Here is an 18,445-nt window from a genome sequence, read left to right on the forward strand (position 1 = left end):
AAGGGCGGAACGCGCCGGAGTTGACACAAAACGGGAACATGCGTAGAACAAAACAAAACGCATGGACCCGAGGTGCGCAAAATGCTGACGAAAAAACAGCTCGATCTTCTGAACTTCATCCACAAGCGCGTGCAGCGCGACGGGGTGCCGCCCAGTTTCGACGAAATGAAAGAGGCGCTTGATCTGCGCTCGAAATCCGGCATTCACCGGCTGATCACGGCGCTGGAGGAACGCGGTTTCATCCGCCGCCTGGCCCACCGGGCGCGTGCGCTGGAAATCGTCAAACTGCCCGAGGCGCTCGGCGGCGAGGCCTCCCATGGCTTCACCCCCCGCGTGATCGAAGGCGAAAAACCGGATGTGCGGCAACCCGCCAATGCGCAACCCGTCGAAGCGGTCGGGGCGATGGAACTGCCGGTGATGGGCCGGATCGCCGCCGGTGTCCCGATCGAGGCGATTGCCCATGTCAGCCACAAGGTGGCCGTGCCCGGCGCGATGATCTCGGGCAAAGGCGAACATTACGCGCTCGAGGTCAAGGGCGACTCGATGATCGAGGCCGGGATCAACGACGGCGACGTGGTGGTGATCCGTGAAACCAGCACCGCCGACAATGGCGATATCGTCGTGGCCCTGGTCGAGGATCAGGAGGCGACGCTCAAGAAATTCTATCGCCGTGGCAACGCCATCGCACTGGAGGCCGCCAACCCGGCCTATGAAACCCGCGTCCTGCCCGAGGATCAGGTCAAGGTGCAGGGCCGTCTGGTCGGGCTGATCCGCACCTACTGAGCGTTCCACAACCGCGTGCCGGTGATCTGGCGCGCGGTCACGGTTTTCACCCCCTCCGCCGTGACATGCAGTGCCACCGCGCCCGAACGGCGCAGCATGCGCGGCTCGAACACGGTACAGGGCAGCTTGTGCTCCGGCGTTCTGTCGAAAACGATCCAGTCATGCCCGTTGCAATCGGTGGTGCCGCGCGCCGCGCGCTTGCCGCGCAGGGCAAGGATGCGCAGGCCGCCGGGAGGCGGATCGCGCCAGCGGCTGGCGGCGCTTTCCTGCACCGCGCCGTCGCCATCGTTCTCAAGCCAGTTCATCGCAACGAACCCGGCCCCGCGCGCCCGGCTCAGCGCGCGCCCCTGCGAGGTCATCACCCCGACCAATGCTCCATTGTCTGAGATCAGCACATCGGGCCGCTCGCTCTGCGCCCAAAGCAGCGCGGCCAACAGAATCGGCACAAGTCCGGCCAGCCGCGCCCGCCCCTGCCACAGCACCAGAAACAGGGCCCCCATCGCCATCAGCGGCAGAACCATCGGCGTGGGGCTGACCACCGTTCCGCGCGCCCCCTCGAGCGTGGCCACCCAATGCGCCACGCCGAGTATCCAGCCCAACCCCTGCCCCATGACCCACAGCGCCACACCCTCCAGCCCGAAGGGCAACAGGCAGGCGGCCAGCACCGCGGCGGGCATCACCAGCACCCCCATCAGGGGCACGCTCAACAGGTTGGCCAGCAAACCGTAATGCGCGATCTGGTTGAAATGCGCCGCCGCCACCGGCGCGGTGGCCAGCCCCGCCACGGCCGAGGAAATCACCACCGCCACCGCCGGGCGCAGCCAGCGCGGGCCAGGCGGCACTGCGGCATCGCGCAGCCAGCCGAACACCGCGACCAGCGCGGTCGTGGCGGCGAACGACATCTGGAACCCCGGCCCCAGCAGGGCCTCGGGGCGCAGGACCAGCACGATGACCGCCGCCACCGCCACGGCGCGCAGCGACAGCGCCCGCCGGTCGCTCATCACCGCCAACAGGGCCACCGCCACCATGACAAATGCACGCTCGGTCGCCACGCTGCCGCCGGACAGGCCCAGATAGGCCGCCGCCACCGGCAGGGCCATCAGCGCCGCCAGCTTCTTGGCCGGCACCCGCAGGCCGACCACCGGCACGGCGGCAAAGCCCAGCCGGAAGGCGGCAAAGACAAACCCCGCCAGCAGCCCCATATGCAGCCCCGAGATCGCCAGCAGATGCGCAAGGTTCGACACCCGAAGCGCCTCGAGCGTGTCCTGCCCGATACCCGAGCGATCCCCGGTCATGATCGCCGCCGCGAATCCGCCGGTTTCGCCGGGCAGCGCCGCCTGCACCCGCGCCGACAGCGCCATGCGCGCCCGGAACATCCCTTGCCCGGCCTCCGGCGGGGCAAGCGTCAGGACCGGGGTTCTCGTATAGCCCACGGCGCCAAGACGCAAAAACCATGCGTGACGCTGAAAATCGAAGCCGCCCGGCTCGACCGGGCCACCGGGCGGCGACAGATGCGCAGTCATCATCACCCGCAGGCCGGGGCGCGGAACGACAAAGCCCTGCATGCCATGCAGCGACACCCGCACGCGCGCCGGGGTCTTTTCCGGCGAAACCTCATGCAGCCGGACGCGATCCAGCGTCAGCCGCAGCGCATCCGACCCCGACCGGTCGATCCCCACGATCCGCCCTTCCACCGGCCCGTAATAGCGCCAGCCCAGAACCGGCCCGGACAGGTGATGCGCCCGCGCCCCGGCGATGCACAGCCCCGTGGCCACCATCGCCCCGGCCCAGAACAGCGGCGACAGCCCCGGACCCAAGCGCCCTGCCAGAACGGCGCACAGAACGCCCGCCACGACCAGCCCAAGGTACGCGCCCGCCCCCGGCTCGGCCCGCAGCGCGAAATATATCCCGACACCACAGCCCAGGCATACGGGCACCCAGGGAAACAGATGCCCGCGCTGGTTCAGCCATGCGGCCCACGCGTGTTGCCATAGCGCCAAGTCTTGTCACCCTTCCGCCGCGCCGATAGACAGGCCGCAACGCTAGGCCCAACCCGGTTACCGAAAGGTTAATGTCCCCCATGCCGCAAACAGTCGTGACCCGTTTCGCCCCCTCGCCCACGGGGTTCCTGCATATCGGCGGCGCGCGCACCGCACTGTTCAACTGGCTCTATGCCCGTGGCCGGGGCGGCAGGTTCCTGTTGCGCATCGAGGATACCGACCGCGCGCGCTCGACCGATCAGGCGACGCAGGCGATTCTCGACGGCATGGCGTGGCTGGGCCTCGATCATGATGGCGAGGTGATCAGCCAGTACGAGCGCGCCGAGCGACACCGCGAGGTGGCGCTGGACCTGCTGGACAAGGGCGAGGCCTACAAGTGCTTCTCCACGCAGGACGAAATCCAGACGTTCCGCGACACCGCCCGCGCCGAGGGCCGCTCGACCCTGTTCCAGAGCCCGTGGCGCGATGCCGATCCCGCCACGCATCCCGACGCGCCTTACGTCATCCGCATCAAGGCCCCGCGCGACGGCGCCACGGTGATCGCCGATCGGGTGCAGGGCGATGTCACCATCCGCAACGATCAGCTGGACGACATGGTGCTTTTGCGCTCGGATGGCAGCCCGGTCTACATGCTGGCCGTGGCGGTGGACGATCACGACATGGGCGTGACCCATGTGATCCGCGGCGACGATCACCTGAACAACGCCGCCCGGCAGATGCTGATCTATACGGCGATGGGCTGGCCCCTGCCCGTTTACGCCCATATCCCGCTGATCCACGGCCCCGACGGCAAGAAACTGTCCAAGCGTCACGGCGCGCTCGGCGTCGATGAATACCAGAAAATGGGCTATCCGGCGGCGGGCATGCGCAATTACCTGGCCCGGCTGGGCTGGAGCCACGGCGATGACGAATTCTTCACCGACGCGCAGGCGCAGGAGTGGTTCGACCTCTCGGGCATCGGAAAATCGCCCGCCCGGTTCGATTTCAAGAAGCTCGAAAACCTCTGCGGACAGCATATCGCGGCCAGCGACGATGCTGCGCTGCTGCATGAATTGCAGGGGTTTCTGGCAGCCACCGGACAACCCGCCCTGTCCGGTCCCAGACTGAGCCTGATGGAAACCGGCATGTACTGCCTCAAGGAGCGGGCCAGGACATTTCCCGAACTTCTTGAAAAGGCAGAATTTATCCTGGCCGAGCGCCCGATTCGACCGGACGAGAAGGCCGCCGCGCAGCTCGATGATGTATCCCGTAGTATACTGAAAGAATTGACGCCGCATTTGCGAAATGCTAGGTGGTCGCGCGAAGATTTGGAGGCAGCCGCAATGCAGTTCGCCGAATCTATTGACGTGAAGTTCGGCAAGCTGGCAGGCCCGCTCAGGGCCGCTCTGGCAGGCCGCAGCGCAACACCGAGCGTATTCGACATGATGCTCGTGCTCGGGCGGGATGAAACGATCGCCCGGCTTTCCGATGCCGCCTGCGAGAGTGGTTAACCTACTCGAAAGGCCGACTGTTATAGGCAGCCCGTGACGCACAGCAAGTGCGGGCTTGAAAGGGAGAACCCGAATGGCTGAAAGCACTAAAACCGCGAAGCTGACCATCGACGGCAAGGATTACGACCTGCCCGTTTACGCCGGAACCTCCGGTCCCGACGTGATCGACATTCGCAAGCTCTATGGGCAGGCGGGCGTTTTCACATACGATCCCGGCTTTACCTCGACCGCAAGCTGCGACAGCACCATCACCTATATCGACGGTGACAGGGGCCAGTTGCTGCACCGCGGCTATCCGATCGACCAGCTGGCCGAGAAATCGCATTACCTCGAAGTGTGCTACCTGCTGCTGTACGGCGAACTGCCCTCGCCCGCGCAGCTGGAAGATTTCGAATCGCGCGTCACTAACCACACCATGATCCACGAACAGATGATGTACCTGTTCCGGGGCTATCGCCGCGATGCCCATCCAATGGCGATCATGGTGGGCGTCGTCGGCGCGATGTCGGCCTTCTACCATGACAGCACCGATATCTCCGACCCCTGGCAGCGCGAGGTCGCCTCGATCCGCATGGTCGCCAAGATGCCGACCATCGCGGCCATGGCCTACAAGTATTCCATCGGTCAGCCCTTCGTCTATCCGCGCAACGATCTGGACTATGCCTCGAACTTCCTGCGCATGTGCTTTGCCGTGCCCGCCGCCGATTACGAGGTGAACCCGATCCTCAGCCGTGCGATGGACCGGATCTTTACCCTGCACGCCGATCACGAACAGAACGCCTCGACCTCAACGGTGCGTCTGGCGTCCAGTTCGGGGGCGAACCCGTTTGCCTGTATCGCCGCCGGCATCGCCTGCCTCTGGGGTCCCGCGCATGGCGGCGCCAACCAGGCCTGCCTCGAGATGTTGCAGGAAATCGGCACGCCCGACCGCATCCCCGAATTCATCGCGCGCGCCAAGGACAAGGACGATCCGTTCCGCCTGATGGGCTTCGGCCACCGGGTCTACAAGAACTTCGATCCGCGCGCCAAGGTGATGAAGCAATCCGCCGACGAGGTGCTGGATCTTCTGGGCATCGAAGACAACCCGACCCTTCAGGTCGCCAAGGAACTGGAAAAGGCGGCGCTGGCCGATCCCTATTTCGCCGACAAGAAACTGTTCCCGAACGTCGATTTCTACTCGGGCATCATTCTCGAGGCGATGGGCTTCCCGACCTCGATGTTCACGCCGATCTTCGCGCTCAGCCGCACCGTCGGCTGGATTTCCCAGTGGAAGGAAATGATCAGCGACCCGCAGTTGAAGATCGGGCGTCCCCGTCAGCTGTATCATGGCGAAACGCTGCGCGATTACGTCGATATCGAAAACCGCTGACGCAAGCGGATCAAGCCGAAAACCGGGGCCGGGATGCAGCACGCATTCCGGCCCTTTTCTTATGAGAAACAGATCGAATTTTACGGAAATTCACCATGACCGGCCGGGAAGGCATTCACCCGGTCTTTACCACCGCCCTGCGATCAATGACCCGTCGTCAATGATCGCACAGGAAACACTGTCATGGCCTTCCTCGCTCTTTTCCTCCTGGTCGGTGCCTCCCTTGCCGGAATGGTGGGGTTGTCCGCCGGTGATATCGACATCGCCGGGGGGGCCGTGGATGACGATGACGTCATGGACGGCACCGACGGGCAGGATACGCTCTCGGGCGGCAGCGGGAACGATCTTCTGATCGGGCGGGGCGGTGATGATGTCCTGTCAGGCGGGGCCGGAACGGACTGGCTGCTGGGGCTGGAGGGCGATGACCTGCTTGCAGGCGGCGCCGGGGCGGATGTTCTGATCGGCGGCGCGGGTTTCGATACCCTGATCGGCGGCGCGGGCGACGATTTCATCGAGGCCGCCAATGTGGTGGACGAAACCGCACTGGTGGCATCGCTGGACGGGCTTGAAAACCTGGGTGATATCGCCTTTGGCTATGCCCTGCCCGGCCCTTCCGACACCGGCGATATCGTCGATCTGGGGCCGGGGGACGATACCGTCGTCGCGGGCAGCGACGACTCTGTGACCGGCGGCGAAGGATCGGATGAATTCGCCCTTGGCGACTGGATCGAAGGCGGCCGGCCTGTCGTGATCGAAGATTTCGATCTGGCCGAGGATCTGATTTCCTTCGTGCATGCCGACGATCGGCCCACCCCCGACATGACGCTGGAGGTGGACAGGCAAACCGGCATGACCACGATCAAGGCCGATGGTCAGGCCGTGGCCGTGCTGCGCAACGCCAGCCCCGAATTTTCCCTGCGCAACGTCGCTGTGGGCCGCTATGCCGCCTGATGACGCGCGGTTTTCGTTTCCAGTCGGGAACCGAAAGTAGAAAAGATCATAAAAAGAACCGAAAACAGAAACAAAAACACCCCCATAGCGTGACCGCGGCGTCGAAAAATCATGGTACGATCATACCTCGTGCTCTACAAATTTCAGAGTGGATTCGGTGTGTTCCTGGGGGAATTAAAATGATCGGTTACGTGCTTTTGAGCCTGCTCGGCATCGGTGCTGCGGCGGGTATTATTATTGGTCTCGATGACGATAACGACGACGAAACCTTTTTCCGGCCCTTCGTTCCCGGCGGGGACGATCCGGCAGAGGAGCCGGACGAGATAACGACCGGCACGGAAGATGACGACATCCTGACCGGCGATGACGACGGTTCGGTGATCGAGGCGCGGGCCGGCGACGATACCGTCGAAGGCGGCGCCGGAATCGATCGGCTCAGCGGCGAAGACGGCGATGACCGGCTGAGCGGCCTTGCAGGCGACGACGCGCTGGCCGGTGGCGACGGAAACGACAGCCTTTTTGCCGATGACGGCACCGACCTGGCCTTTGGCGGCGCCGGAGATGACCTGATCTGGGGCGGGTCGGGCGACGACCTGCTCGTCGGCGGCGCGGGCGAGGACACCATGAACGGCTCGACCGGCGCGGATGTCCTGATCGGCACGCAGACCGACCTTGGCGAGGGCACCGTGGCCGATATCGAGGCCCAACTCGCCGCCTCCGGCGAAACCGACCCCGCGGCGGCGCTTCTGGCATCTCTTGCCATCGGCGGCGCAGGCAGCGACGGCGATGCCGGGGACGTGATGAACGGCGGCTATGGCAACGACAACCTGATCATCGGCAGCGACGATTCGGCCACCGGCGGCGCGGGCTCCGACAGCTTCGGCCTCGGCGACTGGATTCAGGCGGGCCGCGCGGCGGAAATCACCGATTACGACCCGGAATCCGATCAGATCGCCTTCAACTATGACGCGGCGGACAACGTGCCCGAACTGACCGTCACCGACGACGGATCGGGCAATGCCCTGATCCGGATGAACGGCGAAACCGTGGCCAGCGTTCAGGGCGCGGCGGGCAATCTGACCGCGGACGATATCGCGCTGGTGAGCTACAGCGCCGAGGCCGATACCGGCCAGGCCGTCACCGGCACGGACAATGCCGAAAGCATCGAAACCACGCCCAACGACGATCTGGTCGAGGGCGAAGGCGGCAACGACACGATCAGCGGTCTGGCGGGCAACGATATCCTGCGCGGCGGCACCGGCGACGACGAGATCGACGCTGGCGACGGCGATGACCGGGTCTTCGGCAACGAGGGCGCCGATACCGTCCTTGGCGGCGCAGGCGACGATTTCATGCGCGGCAGCGCCGGTAACGACCTGCTGATCGACGGCGACGGCGCCGACACCTTCCACGGCGACACCGGCGACGACACCATCTTCGGCAGCGGTTTCGGCGATCCGTCGGCCCCCGACCTGTCGGCCGACACCGACACCACCGGCGACCTGATCGACGGCGGCACCGGTAACGACACGCTCTATTTCGGCTTTGACGACACCGTCACCGGTGGCACGGGGGCCGACAGCTTTGTCACCACTGATGCCATCGCGGGCGACAATGCCCCGGTGATCACCGATTTCGACAATGCCGAGGACGCGCTGATCGTCTCGACCGCTGCGGGCGCGCCCCCATCCATCGCCATCGCCTACAGCCCCGGCGCCACCGCCACCGAGGGCGACGCCACCGTCCTGCTGGACGGTGTGGCCGTCAGCGTGGTTCAGGGCGTCGGCACCGGCTTTACCGCCGCCAATGTCCAACTGACCCCGCGCGCGGCGGCCACGCCCTGACGCACAAGCAAAAGGCGCGACCCCCGCTGGCCGCGCCCACATGTCCGGCGACGTTGCGCGCCGCCCTCAGCGCCCTTCGTATTTCGCCGGGCGCTTTTCGAGAAACGCCACCACGCCTTCCTTGAAATCGCGCGTCGTCCCGCAAATGCCCTGCGATTTGGCCTCGAGGTCCAGCTGCCCGTCGTAATCGTTGCTCCAGCTCTGCCGGATCGCCTGTTTCAACTGCGCGTAGGCCACGGTCGGCCCCTTGGCCAGATGCGCCGCCCGCGCCTGCCATCTGGCCTCGAACCCGTCATCGGCCACCGCCTCCCAGATCATGCCCCAGTCGCTGGCTTGCCGGGCGCTCACCGGCTCGGCGAACAGGGCCGCCCCCATCGCCTTGGCCGCCCCCATCTGGCGCGGCAGCCAATAGGTGCCCCCGGCATCCGGGATCAGCCCGATCCGCGTAAAGGCCTGTAGGAAATAGGCGCTCTCGGTGGCGATCACCACATCGGCGGCCAGCGCCAGATTGGCCCCCGCCCCGGCAGCGGCGCCGTTCACCGCGCTGATCGTCGGGATCGGGCATTCGCCAATGGCGCGCAGCATGGGTTCGTACTCGTCGCGCAGCACACGTTCCAGGTCCAGATTGGCGGCATTGCCGCCATCGCTCAGATCCTGCCCCGAGCAAAAGCACCTGCCAATGCCCGTCATCACCAGCACCCGCGCCGATTTCCCCGCCACGCCAACGGCATCGGTGATCTCGGCGCGCATCTGGGTGTTGAGCGCGTTCATCTTGTCCGGGCGGTTCAGCCGCAGAACGGCAACGCCGTCCGCAATCTCCAGCGTGATGGTCTGATAGTCTGTCACCGGGCCTGTCCCCCTGCATCCTGTTGCGATTTGCGGCGATCAAACCCGATTTCGCCCGGCAGGGAAAGCAGAACGGCGCGTCAGTCCTTCATGATCTCGCGCAGGCGCTCGGCCTCCTGATCGCTCAGCGGCTCAAGCCGGCCTTCCTCGGCCCGTTCCCGGCGGCGCAGATAGGTCCAGCCCAGACCGGCCCCCACCAGCAGCATCGCAGGCCCCGCCAGCCACAGCACGAGGTTCGATCCCGTCGCCCGCGGATTCAAAAGCACATATTCACCATAGCGATCCACGATGAATTCCACGACCTCATCGTCGCTGTCCCCCGCGACCAGACGCTCCCGCACCAGCAGCCGCAGATCGCGCGCCAGCCCGGCATTGGAATCGTCGATGCTTTCGTTGCGGCACACAAGACAGCGCAGCCCGGCGGAAATATCGCGCGCGCGCTGTTCGAGTTGCGGGTCGTCCAGCACCTCGTCGGGCTGCACCGCCCAGACCGGCGCGGCCAGCAGGCACAGGGCAAGGCTCAGGATCAGGCGTTTCATTCGGCGGGCACTCCGGCGGCGGGGGTGGATTTGCGCGCACCGGCCGCCACGCGATAGCGCCGGTCGCTCAGGCTCAGCGCGCCGCCGATCGCCATCAGGATCGACCCGCCCCAGATCCAGTTTGCCAGCGGCTTGTGATAGGTCCGCACGGCCCAGCCGCCATTGTCCTGCGGATCGCCGATGACGACATAGACATCCCGCAGGAACCCGTTATCCAGCGCCGCCTCGGTCGTCGGCATCCCGGCCACCGGGTAGAATCGTTTTTCCGGCTGCAAGGTCGAGATCACACTGCCGCCGCGCGACAGGATCATATCCGCCTGCGTGGCCTCATAGTTCGGTCCCTTGATCTCCCGCACCGCATCCAGCGTGACGGTATAGCCCGCCAGATCGAGGCTTTCGCCCACCTGCAACACGCGGATATCCTCGGCCTCCCAGGCCATGACCCCGGCAACCCCGGCCATGGTCACCCCCAGACCGGCATGCGCCACCGCCTTGCCCCAGTCGGCGCGCGGCAGGCGCGTCAGACGGCTCAGGCGGTTTTCGCCGCGCCCGGTGCGGCTCCACAGATCCACCGCCGCGCCGGAAATCAGCCATGCCCCCAGAAACAGCCCCACAGGGCCAAGCGCGCTGCGCCCGGTCTGCATCGCAAAGGCCAGCGCCCCCACCGCCACGGCCAGCAGGAACGCGCCGCGCAAGGGCCGGATGACGCGCGCCAGATTGCCCCGTTTCCACGGCAGCATCGCCCCCACCGGCAGGATCAGCCCAAGCGCCACCATGAAGGGCGTAAAGGCCATGTTGAAGAACGGCGCCCCGACCGACAGCTTGCGATCGAACGCCATTTCACTGACCAGCGGCCAGATCGTGCCGACGAACACCACGAAGGCGGCGACCGCCAGCAGCACATTGTTGATCACCAGCACCGATTCCCGGCTGACCAGCGAAAACACCCCCTTGGCCTGCAACACGTTGCCCCGCGCGGCGAACAGCGTCAGCGCGCCCACCATGAAGACCGCGAGGATCAGCAACAGGAACACGCCCCGCTCGGGGTCGCTGGCAAAGGCATGGACCGAGGTGATCACCCCCGACCGGGTGATGAACGCCCCCACCATCGAAAAGCCGAAGGCGATGATCGCAAGCAGGATCGTCCAGCTTTTGAGGCTCTCGCGCTTTTCCACCACGATGGCCGAATGCAACAGCGCGGCGGCGATCAGCCACGGCATGAAACTGGCGTTTTCCACCGGGTCCCAGAACCAGAATCCGCCCCAGCCCAGCTCGTAATAGGCCCACCAGCTTCCCAGCCCGATCCCGACGGTCAGGAAAATCCACGCCGCCAGCGTATAGGGCCGCACCCAACGGCCCCACGCCGCATCCACGCGCCCCTCGATCAGGGCCGCCACGGCAAAGGAAAACGTCATCGAAAGCCCGACATAGCCCAGGTACAGGAACGGCGGATGGAAGGCCAGGCCGGGGTCCTGCAACAGCGGGTTCAGGTCCTGCCCGTCAAAGGGCGGCACGCCCATCCGCAGGAACGGGTTGGACGTGAACAGGATAAAGGCAAAGAACGCCACGCCGATCATCGCCTGCACCGACAGCACCCGCGCCTTCAGCGTCGGCGGCAGGTTGCCCCCGAACCACGCGGCGAACGCCCCGAACAGGGTGACGATCAGCACCCATAACAGCATCGACCCCTCGTGATTCCCCCAGACGCCGGTGATCTTGTAGAGCATCGGCTTGGCCGAATGGCTGTTCACCGTCACCAGCCGCACCGAGAAATCCGAGGTGACAAAGGCATAGGTCAGCGCGGCAAAGGCCGTCGCGGTCAGCAGGAATTGCACATTCGCCGCCGGTTCCGCCACGGCCATCCAGCCGGGCCAGCGTTTATGCGCCCCCACAAGGGGCACGACCGCCTGAACGCAGGCAACGAAGAAGGCGAGGACGAGGGCAAAGTGGCCGAGTTCTGTAATCATGGGCGCATGATACGCGTTTTCACCGTGGCGGGCCAACGGGATTCGGCACGCCGCGGTGATCACATTGTCGCGGGGTCAGCGGTCGCGCCGGGTGTCGCGCCGCCGCCACTCCGCCAGCGCCGGGTTGTTTGCCGGGCGCACCGCCTCCAGCACCGTGCGCGCATCCGGGCCGGGATCGGCCACGCCGGGGCTGTCCGCGCGCAGGCTCTCGAGCCGGGACAGATTCTCCACCACCGCCGGTGTCTGCGCCAGCGTGCGCACGACCGAGCGCTGGAACTCCTGCCCTTTCAACTGATGCCGCGCCCCGAAATAAAAGCTCACGATCGCGCCCAGCAGCCACCACAGCGGCTCGGGCACCAGCGCGATTCCCTGCATCCGCGCGGCAAACCATACCGGGTCGACCATCGCGGCCACGAACAATCCCAGAGTCCCAAGCGCCAGCGCCGGGCGCGGCACCCGGTTCAGCCCGTCCATGACCCGGTCGAACCGGCCGCGCGGCGGCTGGCCGAACTCGGCGCCGAACTGGTCCACCGCCGCCGCGCGCTGTTCGCTCTCGCGCGCCGCCCCGGCCTCGGCGTTTTCGCGAAACACTTCGGCGGTCTGCGCCACCACGTTGCGCCCGTCGCCGAAGAACAATGTCACGATCCGCTCGATCATCCCCATGCCGCCACCCTTTCACGAAAGTCCTGTTCGCTCAGATGAAACCGGGGCGAAATGAAGTCCTCGGCCCGCCTGATCCAGCCCCCCTTGCCGCCCGCGCGGGTGCGGGCGTATTTGCGGCTGGCGGGCCGCCGGTCGGCCAGGGCAAGGTAATAGTTGCGCCGCGCGATCCCGTAGGCATCGGCGATATGATCCGGCGCGCTGCGCGCCACCCGTTGCGCGACGGCGATGGTTTGCGGCCCGATCACGCCGTCCACCGTCACCTCCTGCCCCATGTCGCGCAACAGCCGTTGCAGGATCTTCACCGCATTCGCCCCCGCGTTCACATACATGTCGAACACGCTGGCGCGCAGCACCGGGGGCAGCTCGTCAATGCGGGGGCGGTGGTAATACTGCGCGACAAAGATATCCTCGGCCTGCGCGCGGCTCAGGCGGCGCACATCCGCGACACCGACCGCCCCGTCGCCATCCAGATCCAGCCCAAGGCGGCGCATGGTGTGAATGGTGACGCCGTATTTCGTCGCCCCGCCCGGATCGTCCGGGTCATCCACGAATCCCCCCTCGCGGGCGATGATCTGTTTTGCGATATCCGATACGCTGAGCATGATCCGGTCCTTCCTGCCGCATGACGGGGCAAGACTGACCGTGAAAGGTTAACGACTGGCTTGAACAGCGTGCGCAGCGTGCGCTCAGCTACCGCTGGCGTGCCCGTTATACTCGCCACCCGGCTCCTGATAGACGCCCTGTTCCTTGAGCGCGTCCACCACTTCCTTGGGCATGTAATCCTCGTCGTGCTTGGCAAGAATCTCGGTGGCGCGGAACACCTCGCCGTCATAGGTGCCCATGCCGACCATGCCCTGGTTCTCCTCGAACAGGTCGGGCAGAACGCCCTTGTAGGTCACCGCCACGATAGCCCCGCCATCGGTCACGTTAAAGCGGATTTCCTCGCCCTGCCCGCGCACAAGGCTGCCACCCTCGACCAGCCCGCCGATGCGGAACACCTCGGTCGGGCCGGGCGGTTCGGCAACGATTTCACTGGGCGAGCGGAAAAAGTTGATCCCGTCGCGCATCGCGTATCCGATCAGCGCCGTCGACACGATCAACGCCAGGGCGGTCACGGCGATCACCTGCACCCTGCGTTTCTTCTTCAGCGATTTCATGGCCTTGCTCCGATCAGATCACGGGAATACCGGGGCCAGCATCAGACCTTCGGTTTCCTGAATATCTAACATCAGATTGGCATTCTGCAATGCCTGTCCGCTGCTACCTTTTGTCAGGTTATCCAGCGCCGCGATCACGATGGTCTTGCCGGGGATACGGTCGGCCACCACGCCGATATGACAGAAATTGCTGCCCCGCACATGGCGCGTGCTGGGCGCCTCGCCCATCGGCAACAACTCGATGAACGGCTCGTCATCGTATTGCGCGGCCAGCGCATCGTGAATCGCCCCGGCCTCGCCCCTGACATACCCTGTGGCCAGAATACCCCGGTTCGCCGGCACCAGGTGCGGCGTGAACTGGATGCGCACATCCCGCCCGGCAATCGCGCTGAATTCCTGATCGAACTCGCCCAGATGCCGGTGCGTGCCGCCCACCGCATAGGCGTGATAGCCCTCGGACAGCTCCGCATGCAGCAGGTTTTCCCTGAGGCTGCGCCCCGCCCCGGACACCCCGCATTTCAGGTCGAGGATGATGTCCTCGAGGTCGATCACCCCGGCAGCGATCAGCGGGCGCAGAAGATACTGCCCCGTCGCCGCGTTGCACCCCGTCCCGGCCACCAGCCGCGCGGCGCGGATCTCATCGCGGTAAAACTCGGTCAGGCCGTAAACCGCCTCCTTCTGCAATTCGACCGCCGCATGCGGATTGCCATACCATTTTTCATAAGCCGCCGGATCGCGCAGCCGGAAATCGGCGCTCAGGTCCACGATCCGCAGATCGCGCGGCAGGGCGCTGATCACCTCCTGGCTGGTCTTGTGCGGCAAGGCGCAAAAGCACAGGTCGATGTCCGCAAAGCCGATCTCGTCGATTGTCACCAGATCGGGCAGGTCCAGATGCCGCAGATGCGGAAACACCTGCGCCATGCCCTGCCCCGCCTTGGAATTCGCGCCCAAGGCCGCAATCTCCATTCCCGGATGGGTGGCGATCAGCCGGACAAGCTCGGCCCCGGTATACCCGCTGGCCCCCAGAATCGCGATTTTATGGCTCATCTCCGCCCCCGATATTGATCGGCCTGTGCCTACATGCTGGACACGCGATTGCCAAGAGCGGGCAAAACCGCGCCAGCCCCCATTGCTTCACGACAGGACACAGGCTTTACTCCCGCGCAACACAGCAAGCGCAAATCACACCCGAGCGTCGGATCGGCCAATCGCGGCCCGCGATCCTCTCCGCCCCGGAAACAGGATACCCTCATGCCCCTTTCCCAAGATCTCAAGGACACGATCGTCAAGGCGGTGAACGACGGGTTCGATGAACAACTCGACTTCACCCAAACCCTGATCCGTTTCCCCTCCACACGCGGGCAGGAGCACGAGATCGTCAAATTCATCACCGGTCAGATGGCCGACCGCGGATACCAGATCGACCAGTTCGACATGGACCGCACGGCCATCGAAAACCACGAAGGCGGCGGCAAATACAGCGACAGCCATTCCGACGCCCCCATCGTCGTGGGCACCCACCGGCCCCGGCAGGAACGCGGACGTTCGCTGATCCTGCAATCGCATGTCGATGTCGTCCCCACCGGCCCCGAGGACATGTGGAGCGCCCCACCGTTTGAGCCCCGTATCGAGGGCGACTGGCTCTATGGCCGGGGCGGGGCCGACATGAAGGCCGGTCAGGCGCAGATATTCTTTGCCCTCGATGCCCTGCGCCGCGCCGGGGTCGCCCCTGCCGCGCGGGTCCACCTGCAAACCGTGGTCGAAGAGGAATCCACCGGCAACGGCGCGCTGATGACCTATCTGCAAGGCTATACCGCCGATGCGGTCTTCATCCCCGAACCCGAAGAGGAAATGCTGGTGCGGGCCAATGTCGGCACGCTCTGGTTCCGGGTCGAGGTGCGCGGCACGCCGGTGCATGTGCGCGAGATGGGCAGCGGCGCCAACGCCATCGACGCCGCCTATCGCGTGATCGCCGCGCTGCGCGAGATCGAGAGCGACTGGAACGCCGAAAAAGCCGCTCACCCGTTTTTCGAGGACGAGGACCACCCGATCAACCTCAATATCGGCAAGATCGAAGGCGGAGACTGGGCCTCGTCGGTGCCCGCATGGTGCCGCTTCGATTGCCGCATCGCGCTCTATCCCGGCACGAAGGCCGCCGAGGCCGCGCAGGAGATCACGGACCGCATCGCCGCCTTCGCGGCGCAGGATTCCTACCTGTCCAAATCGCCGCCCACCGTCACGTTCAACGGCTTCTTTTCCGAAGGCTACGTGCTGGAGCCCGGCACCGAGGCCGAATCCGTCCTGCACTCCGCCCATCGCGGCGCCACCGGCGAGGATCTCAAATCCTTCGTCACGCCGGGCTATCTCGATACCCGCGTCTACCAGCTCTACAATCGCATCCCGTCTCTGTGCTACGGCCCGAAATCCGAAAACATCCACGGCTTCGACGAACGCGTCAGCATCGAATCGATCCGCCGCACGACCATCACCATGGCCCTCTTCATCGCCGAATGGTGCGGAACCGAGGCGCTCGGGGGGTAAGGGAAATGTTAATGCCCGGTATTCTCGCTGGCCCCGAGAACCGCGATTTTATGACTCTCCTCCGCCAGCGGTTTTATCGGCATGTGCCTGCTGCTGGAGGCGCCAGTGTCAAGAGCGGGTGGTGGCCGTCCCCCAGTTCGATGGTCTGCCTGCTCACTTGTTTTCTGTGGCATCGCGCTCGGCAGGGAAAAATACCCACAGTATGAACATGACAGCAAACGGAGACCACGCCAGCGACAGCAACCACCAAGGCCACGGATTATGTCCACGCCGCAAAGACATTTCTCCAACAATGACAAACAGCTGATAAACCAGCCAGATCATTGAAATGATCATCAAGATCACAAGAATTGCTTTAAAAGCATCGACCAAATCATGTCTCCGAGCTATTGAATTACTTAGTCAATACTCTCTCACAAACTCGAAACAGGAGCACAGAATTGTAAAGTGCTTTCACTTGTTGAAAACGTGCATATGCCCGCGTTGTCTCGCGGCTGCTTTCCAATGCTTTTTACGCACGCCCTCCGGCTCCAAATGAGAATATTTTCCACCAGAGAATTTCGGCCAATCCAGTGCCAGCCCTATTCGAACCATTTCCGCGCTCAGGTCACGACCATCGGGAAGATAACACGTAGCAACCACACGATCATATGACATTTCTGGCTCGATCTCCGCGGTAATCACCTGCCCTTTGCAAAGTTTCACCAACTCCCATTTCGCCTTTTTGCCCCACGGATGTTCCAGCTCTGGCGCGTCAATACCCGCCAACCGCAAACTGACTTTTCCGATCCGTATTGTATCCCCGTCCACCACATAGCATTTGCCTGTGAGTGTCGTTTCAAGCACGGGACTTACCGCAGGCGGCGGCGTGACGACTGGCTGCGGCGGTCTTGTGGGCCTCGGAACACTCGACTGATTGGCGCGGCGTGTTATATGCGAAACGGAAACAGAACGTGTATAGGTCTCAGTTCTTCGTTGCGTAGGACTGCTACGAAACAGCGCGCGAAATATAAGCTTAAACAAATGATTATCTCTCAACTGCAATCGCTTGATTTGTTAACATGATAAAAATTTTCGTCAAAATTTTGGCTTGAGGCCATTTTCTCTGAATACTACGTCTCATTGATTTGACTCCTCAGAACAGAGAAGCTGCCAAATCGAAGAGATTTCAGAATAGATAGTTTCGCACCGCCTCCTCACAGGCAAAGGCGGCACCATTCTCAAAAATCCGAAACATATTGAACTATCCCCCGGTTCGCGCCCTGCACGTTTCCTGATGCATTTTCAGACTTTCGCAGCAAACCATCTATTCTTCCGCCAAACGCGAAACTCACATCCCGACACCGAACATCGAAGAATGGATTACAACTCGGAATGCCGGACAGAGCATATCATTTGCGCCCCTCATGGACGCAACTCTCCCGGACACCCCCGATTTTCGTACAAAACCCGCGTACACATCGTACAAAACGTACGAAACGCTCAGGCGGCGGTAAAGGTGATCTCGCGGCGCAGGAATTGCGTGGCGCGGCTCGAGACCCGCTTGGGGTCGCCCGTGGTCAGAAACGCCGGGTCCGTCCCCTCACCCATCATGTCCGGGTGGCGCGTCAGGTAATCGGCAAGGCTCTCGGCCACCAGGTTGGCCTGGCTATAGACCTGCACATCCGGCCCCAGGGCATCCTGAAAAACGTTTTGCATCAAGGGGTAATGGGTGCATCCCAGGATCGCCGCCTCGGGGGTCGGCATCTTGCGCTTCAGCGCATCGACATGCGAGCGCACCAGCGCCTCGGCCAGAATCATGTCGCCCTCCTCGATGGCGTCCACCACGCCCCCGCAGGCCTGCGCCTCCACATCCACACCGATGGCACGAAACGCCAGCTCCCGCTGAAACGCCCGGCTGCTCACCGTCGCCGGAGTCGCAAACAATGCCACATGCTTGACCGCCACCTCGCGCGGCGGCGAATTATCACCCCACTGACGCTCGGTAAGTGCTTCAATTAATGGCACAAAAACGCCCAGAACCCGTTTGTCGCGCGGCACCCAGCTTTCCTGCATCCGGCGCAGCGCGGCGGCGCTGGCGGTGTTGCAGGCGAGGATCACCAGATCGCAACCCGCCTCCCATAACCGGGCGACCGCCCTGGTGGTCAGATCGTAAACATCATCGGCATCGCGCACCCCGTAAGGCGCATGCGCATTATCGCCGTAATAGACGAACGGCACGTCGGGCAGGCGTTTCTGCACCGCGTCCAGCACCGTCAGCCCGCCAAGCCCGCTGTCGAAAATCCCAACCGCCAT

At 64.2% G+C, this 18,445-nt stretch carries 17 protein-coding genes; 6 read left to right on the forward strand and 11 right to left on the reverse strand.

From position 1 onward, the window contains the following. Window positions 1-81 precede the first annotated feature (81 nt). On the forward strand, window positions 82-783 hold the full coding sequence (lexA, locus tag BUB53_RS02220; protein WP_073033678.1) for a transcriptional repressor LexA: 702 nt from the start codon (window positions 82-84) through the stop codon (window positions 781-783). Here the strand turns inward: lexA and BUB53_RS02225 are convergent. Continuing rightward, window positions 777-2,783: a ComEC/Rec2 family competence protein gene (locus tag BUB53_RS02225; RefSeq protein ID WP_073032199.1), complete on the reverse strand. Its 2,007-nt coding sequence runs from the start codon at window positions 2,781-2,783 to the stop codon at window positions 777-779. The genes lexA and BUB53_RS02225 overlap by 7 nt on opposite strands. Before the next feature lie 80 nt (window positions 2,784-2,863). Here BUB53_RS02225 and gltX point away from each other — a divergent pair, with 80 nt between their 5' ends. The 4 genes from gltX (at window position 2,864) to BUB53_RS02245 (ending at window position 8,437) form a co-directional block, all read left to right on the forward strand. Continuing rightward, window positions 2,864-4,273, forward strand: coding sequence for a glutamate--tRNA ligase (gltX, locus tag BUB53_RS02230; protein WP_073032201.1), 1,410 nt, complete (start codon window positions 2,864-2,866; stop codon window positions 4,271-4,273). A 73-nt stretch (window positions 4,274-4,346) separates the two neighbouring features. Next, window positions 4,347-5,642, forward strand: coding sequence for a citrate synthase (gene gltA, locus BUB53_RS02235; RefSeq protein ID WP_073032203.1), 1,296 nt, complete (start codon window positions 4,347-4,349; stop codon window positions 5,640-5,642). A gap of 183 nt (window positions 5,643-5,825) precedes the next feature. Beyond that, on the forward strand, window positions 5,826-6,593 hold the full coding sequence (locus BUB53_RS02240; protein WP_073032205.1) for a calcium-binding protein: 768 nt from the start codon (window positions 5,826-5,828) through the stop codon (window positions 6,591-6,593). Between the two features lie 179 nt (window positions 6,594-6,772). Beyond that, window positions 6,773-8,437 (forward strand): calcium-binding protein, encoded by a 1,665-nt coding sequence (locus tag BUB53_RS02245; RefSeq protein WP_073032207.1) that lies wholly within the window; start codon window positions 6,773-6,775, stop codon window positions 8,435-8,437. A gap of 66 nt (window positions 8,438-8,503) precedes the next feature. Here BUB53_RS02245 and BUB53_RS02250 read toward each other — a convergent pair whose 3' ends face one another. The 7 genes from BUB53_RS02250 to argC form a co-directional block, all read right to left on the reverse strand. Continuing rightward, a complete protein-coding gene (locus tag BUB53_RS02250; protein WP_073032209.1) occupies window positions 8,504-9,283 on the reverse strand; it encodes an enoyl-CoA hydratase-related protein in 780 nt (259 codons plus the stop codon). A gap of 80 nt (window positions 9,284-9,363) precedes the next feature. Further along, window positions 9,364-9,822, reverse strand: a complete 459-nt coding sequence (locus BUB53_RS02255; protein ID WP_073032211.1) for a cytochrome c-type biogenesis protein — start codon at window positions 9,820-9,822, stop codon at window positions 9,364-9,366. After that, window positions 9,819-11,789, reverse strand: a complete 1,971-nt coding sequence (locus BUB53_RS02260) for a heme lyase CcmF/NrfE family subunit (RefSeq protein ID WP_073032213.1) — start codon at window positions 11,787-11,789, stop codon at window positions 9,819-9,821. The genes BUB53_RS02255 and BUB53_RS02260 overlap by 4 nt, the downstream gene beginning before the upstream one ends. Window positions 11,790-11,864: 75 nt before the next feature. Continuing rightward, window positions 11,865-12,452 (reverse strand): holin family protein, encoded by a 588-nt coding sequence (locus tag BUB53_RS02265; RefSeq protein ID WP_073032215.1) that lies wholly within the window; start codon window positions 12,450-12,452, stop codon window positions 11,865-11,867. After that, a complete protein-coding gene (locus BUB53_RS02270; RefSeq protein ID WP_073032217.1) occupies window positions 12,443-13,054 on the reverse strand; it encodes a holin-associated N-acetylmuramidase in 612 nt (203 codons plus the stop codon). Before BUB53_RS02270 ends, BUB53_RS02265 begins: the two co-directional genes overlap by 10 nt. A gap of 84 nt (window positions 13,055-13,138) precedes the next feature. Next, window positions 13,139-13,609: a cytochrome c maturation protein CcmE gene (ccmE, locus tag BUB53_RS02275; protein ID WP_073032219.1), complete on the reverse strand. Its 471-nt coding sequence runs from the start codon at window positions 13,607-13,609 to the stop codon at window positions 13,139-13,141. Between the two features lie 18 nt (window positions 13,610-13,627). Continuing rightward, the gene (argC, locus tag BUB53_RS02280; protein ID WP_073032221.1) at window positions 13,628-14,656 is read right to left on the reverse strand and encodes an N-acetyl-gamma-glutamyl-phosphate reductase; all 1,029 of its coding nucleotides are present in this window, start codon (window positions 14,654-14,656) and stop codon (window positions 13,628-13,630) included. 204 nt (window positions 14,657-14,860) lie between these two features. Here argC and BUB53_RS02285 point away from each other — a divergent pair, with 204 nt between their 5' ends. Then, complete coding sequence (locus BUB53_RS02285; RefSeq protein ID WP_073032223.1) at window positions 14,861-16,150, forward strand: ArgE/DapE family deacylase; 1,290 nt, start codon at window positions 14,861-14,863, stop codon at window positions 16,148-16,150. Between the two features lie 153 nt (window positions 16,151-16,303). Here BUB53_RS02285 and BUB53_RS02290 read toward each other — a convergent pair whose 3' ends face one another. The 3 genes from BUB53_RS02290 to murI all read right to left on the reverse strand — a co-directional run bounded on the left by BUB53_RS02290 (window position 16,304) and on the right by murI (window position 18,445). Continuing rightward, window positions 16,304-16,522, reverse strand: a complete 219-nt coding sequence (locus BUB53_RS02290) for a hypothetical protein (RefSeq protein WP_073032225.1) — start codon at window positions 16,520-16,522, stop codon at window positions 16,304-16,306. Window positions 16,523-16,603: 81 nt separating this feature from the next. Then, complete coding sequence (locus tag BUB53_RS22215; RefSeq protein WP_229709457.1) at window positions 16,604-16,996, reverse strand: thermonuclease family protein; 393 nt, start codon at window positions 16,994-16,996, stop codon at window positions 16,604-16,606. Between the two features lie 636 nt (window positions 16,997-17,632). Beyond that, the gene (murI, locus tag BUB53_RS02300; protein WP_073032228.1) at window positions 17,633-18,445 is read right to left on the reverse strand and encodes a glutamate racemase; all 813 of its coding nucleotides are present in this window, start codon (window positions 18,443-18,445) and stop codon (window positions 17,633-17,635) included.

It is taken from the genome of Roseovarius pacificus, from assembly GCF_900142665.1.
In the GTDB taxonomy this organism is placed as follows: Bacteria; Pseudomonadota; Alphaproteobacteria; order Rhodobacterales; family Rhodobacteraceae; genus Roseovarius; species Roseovarius pacificus.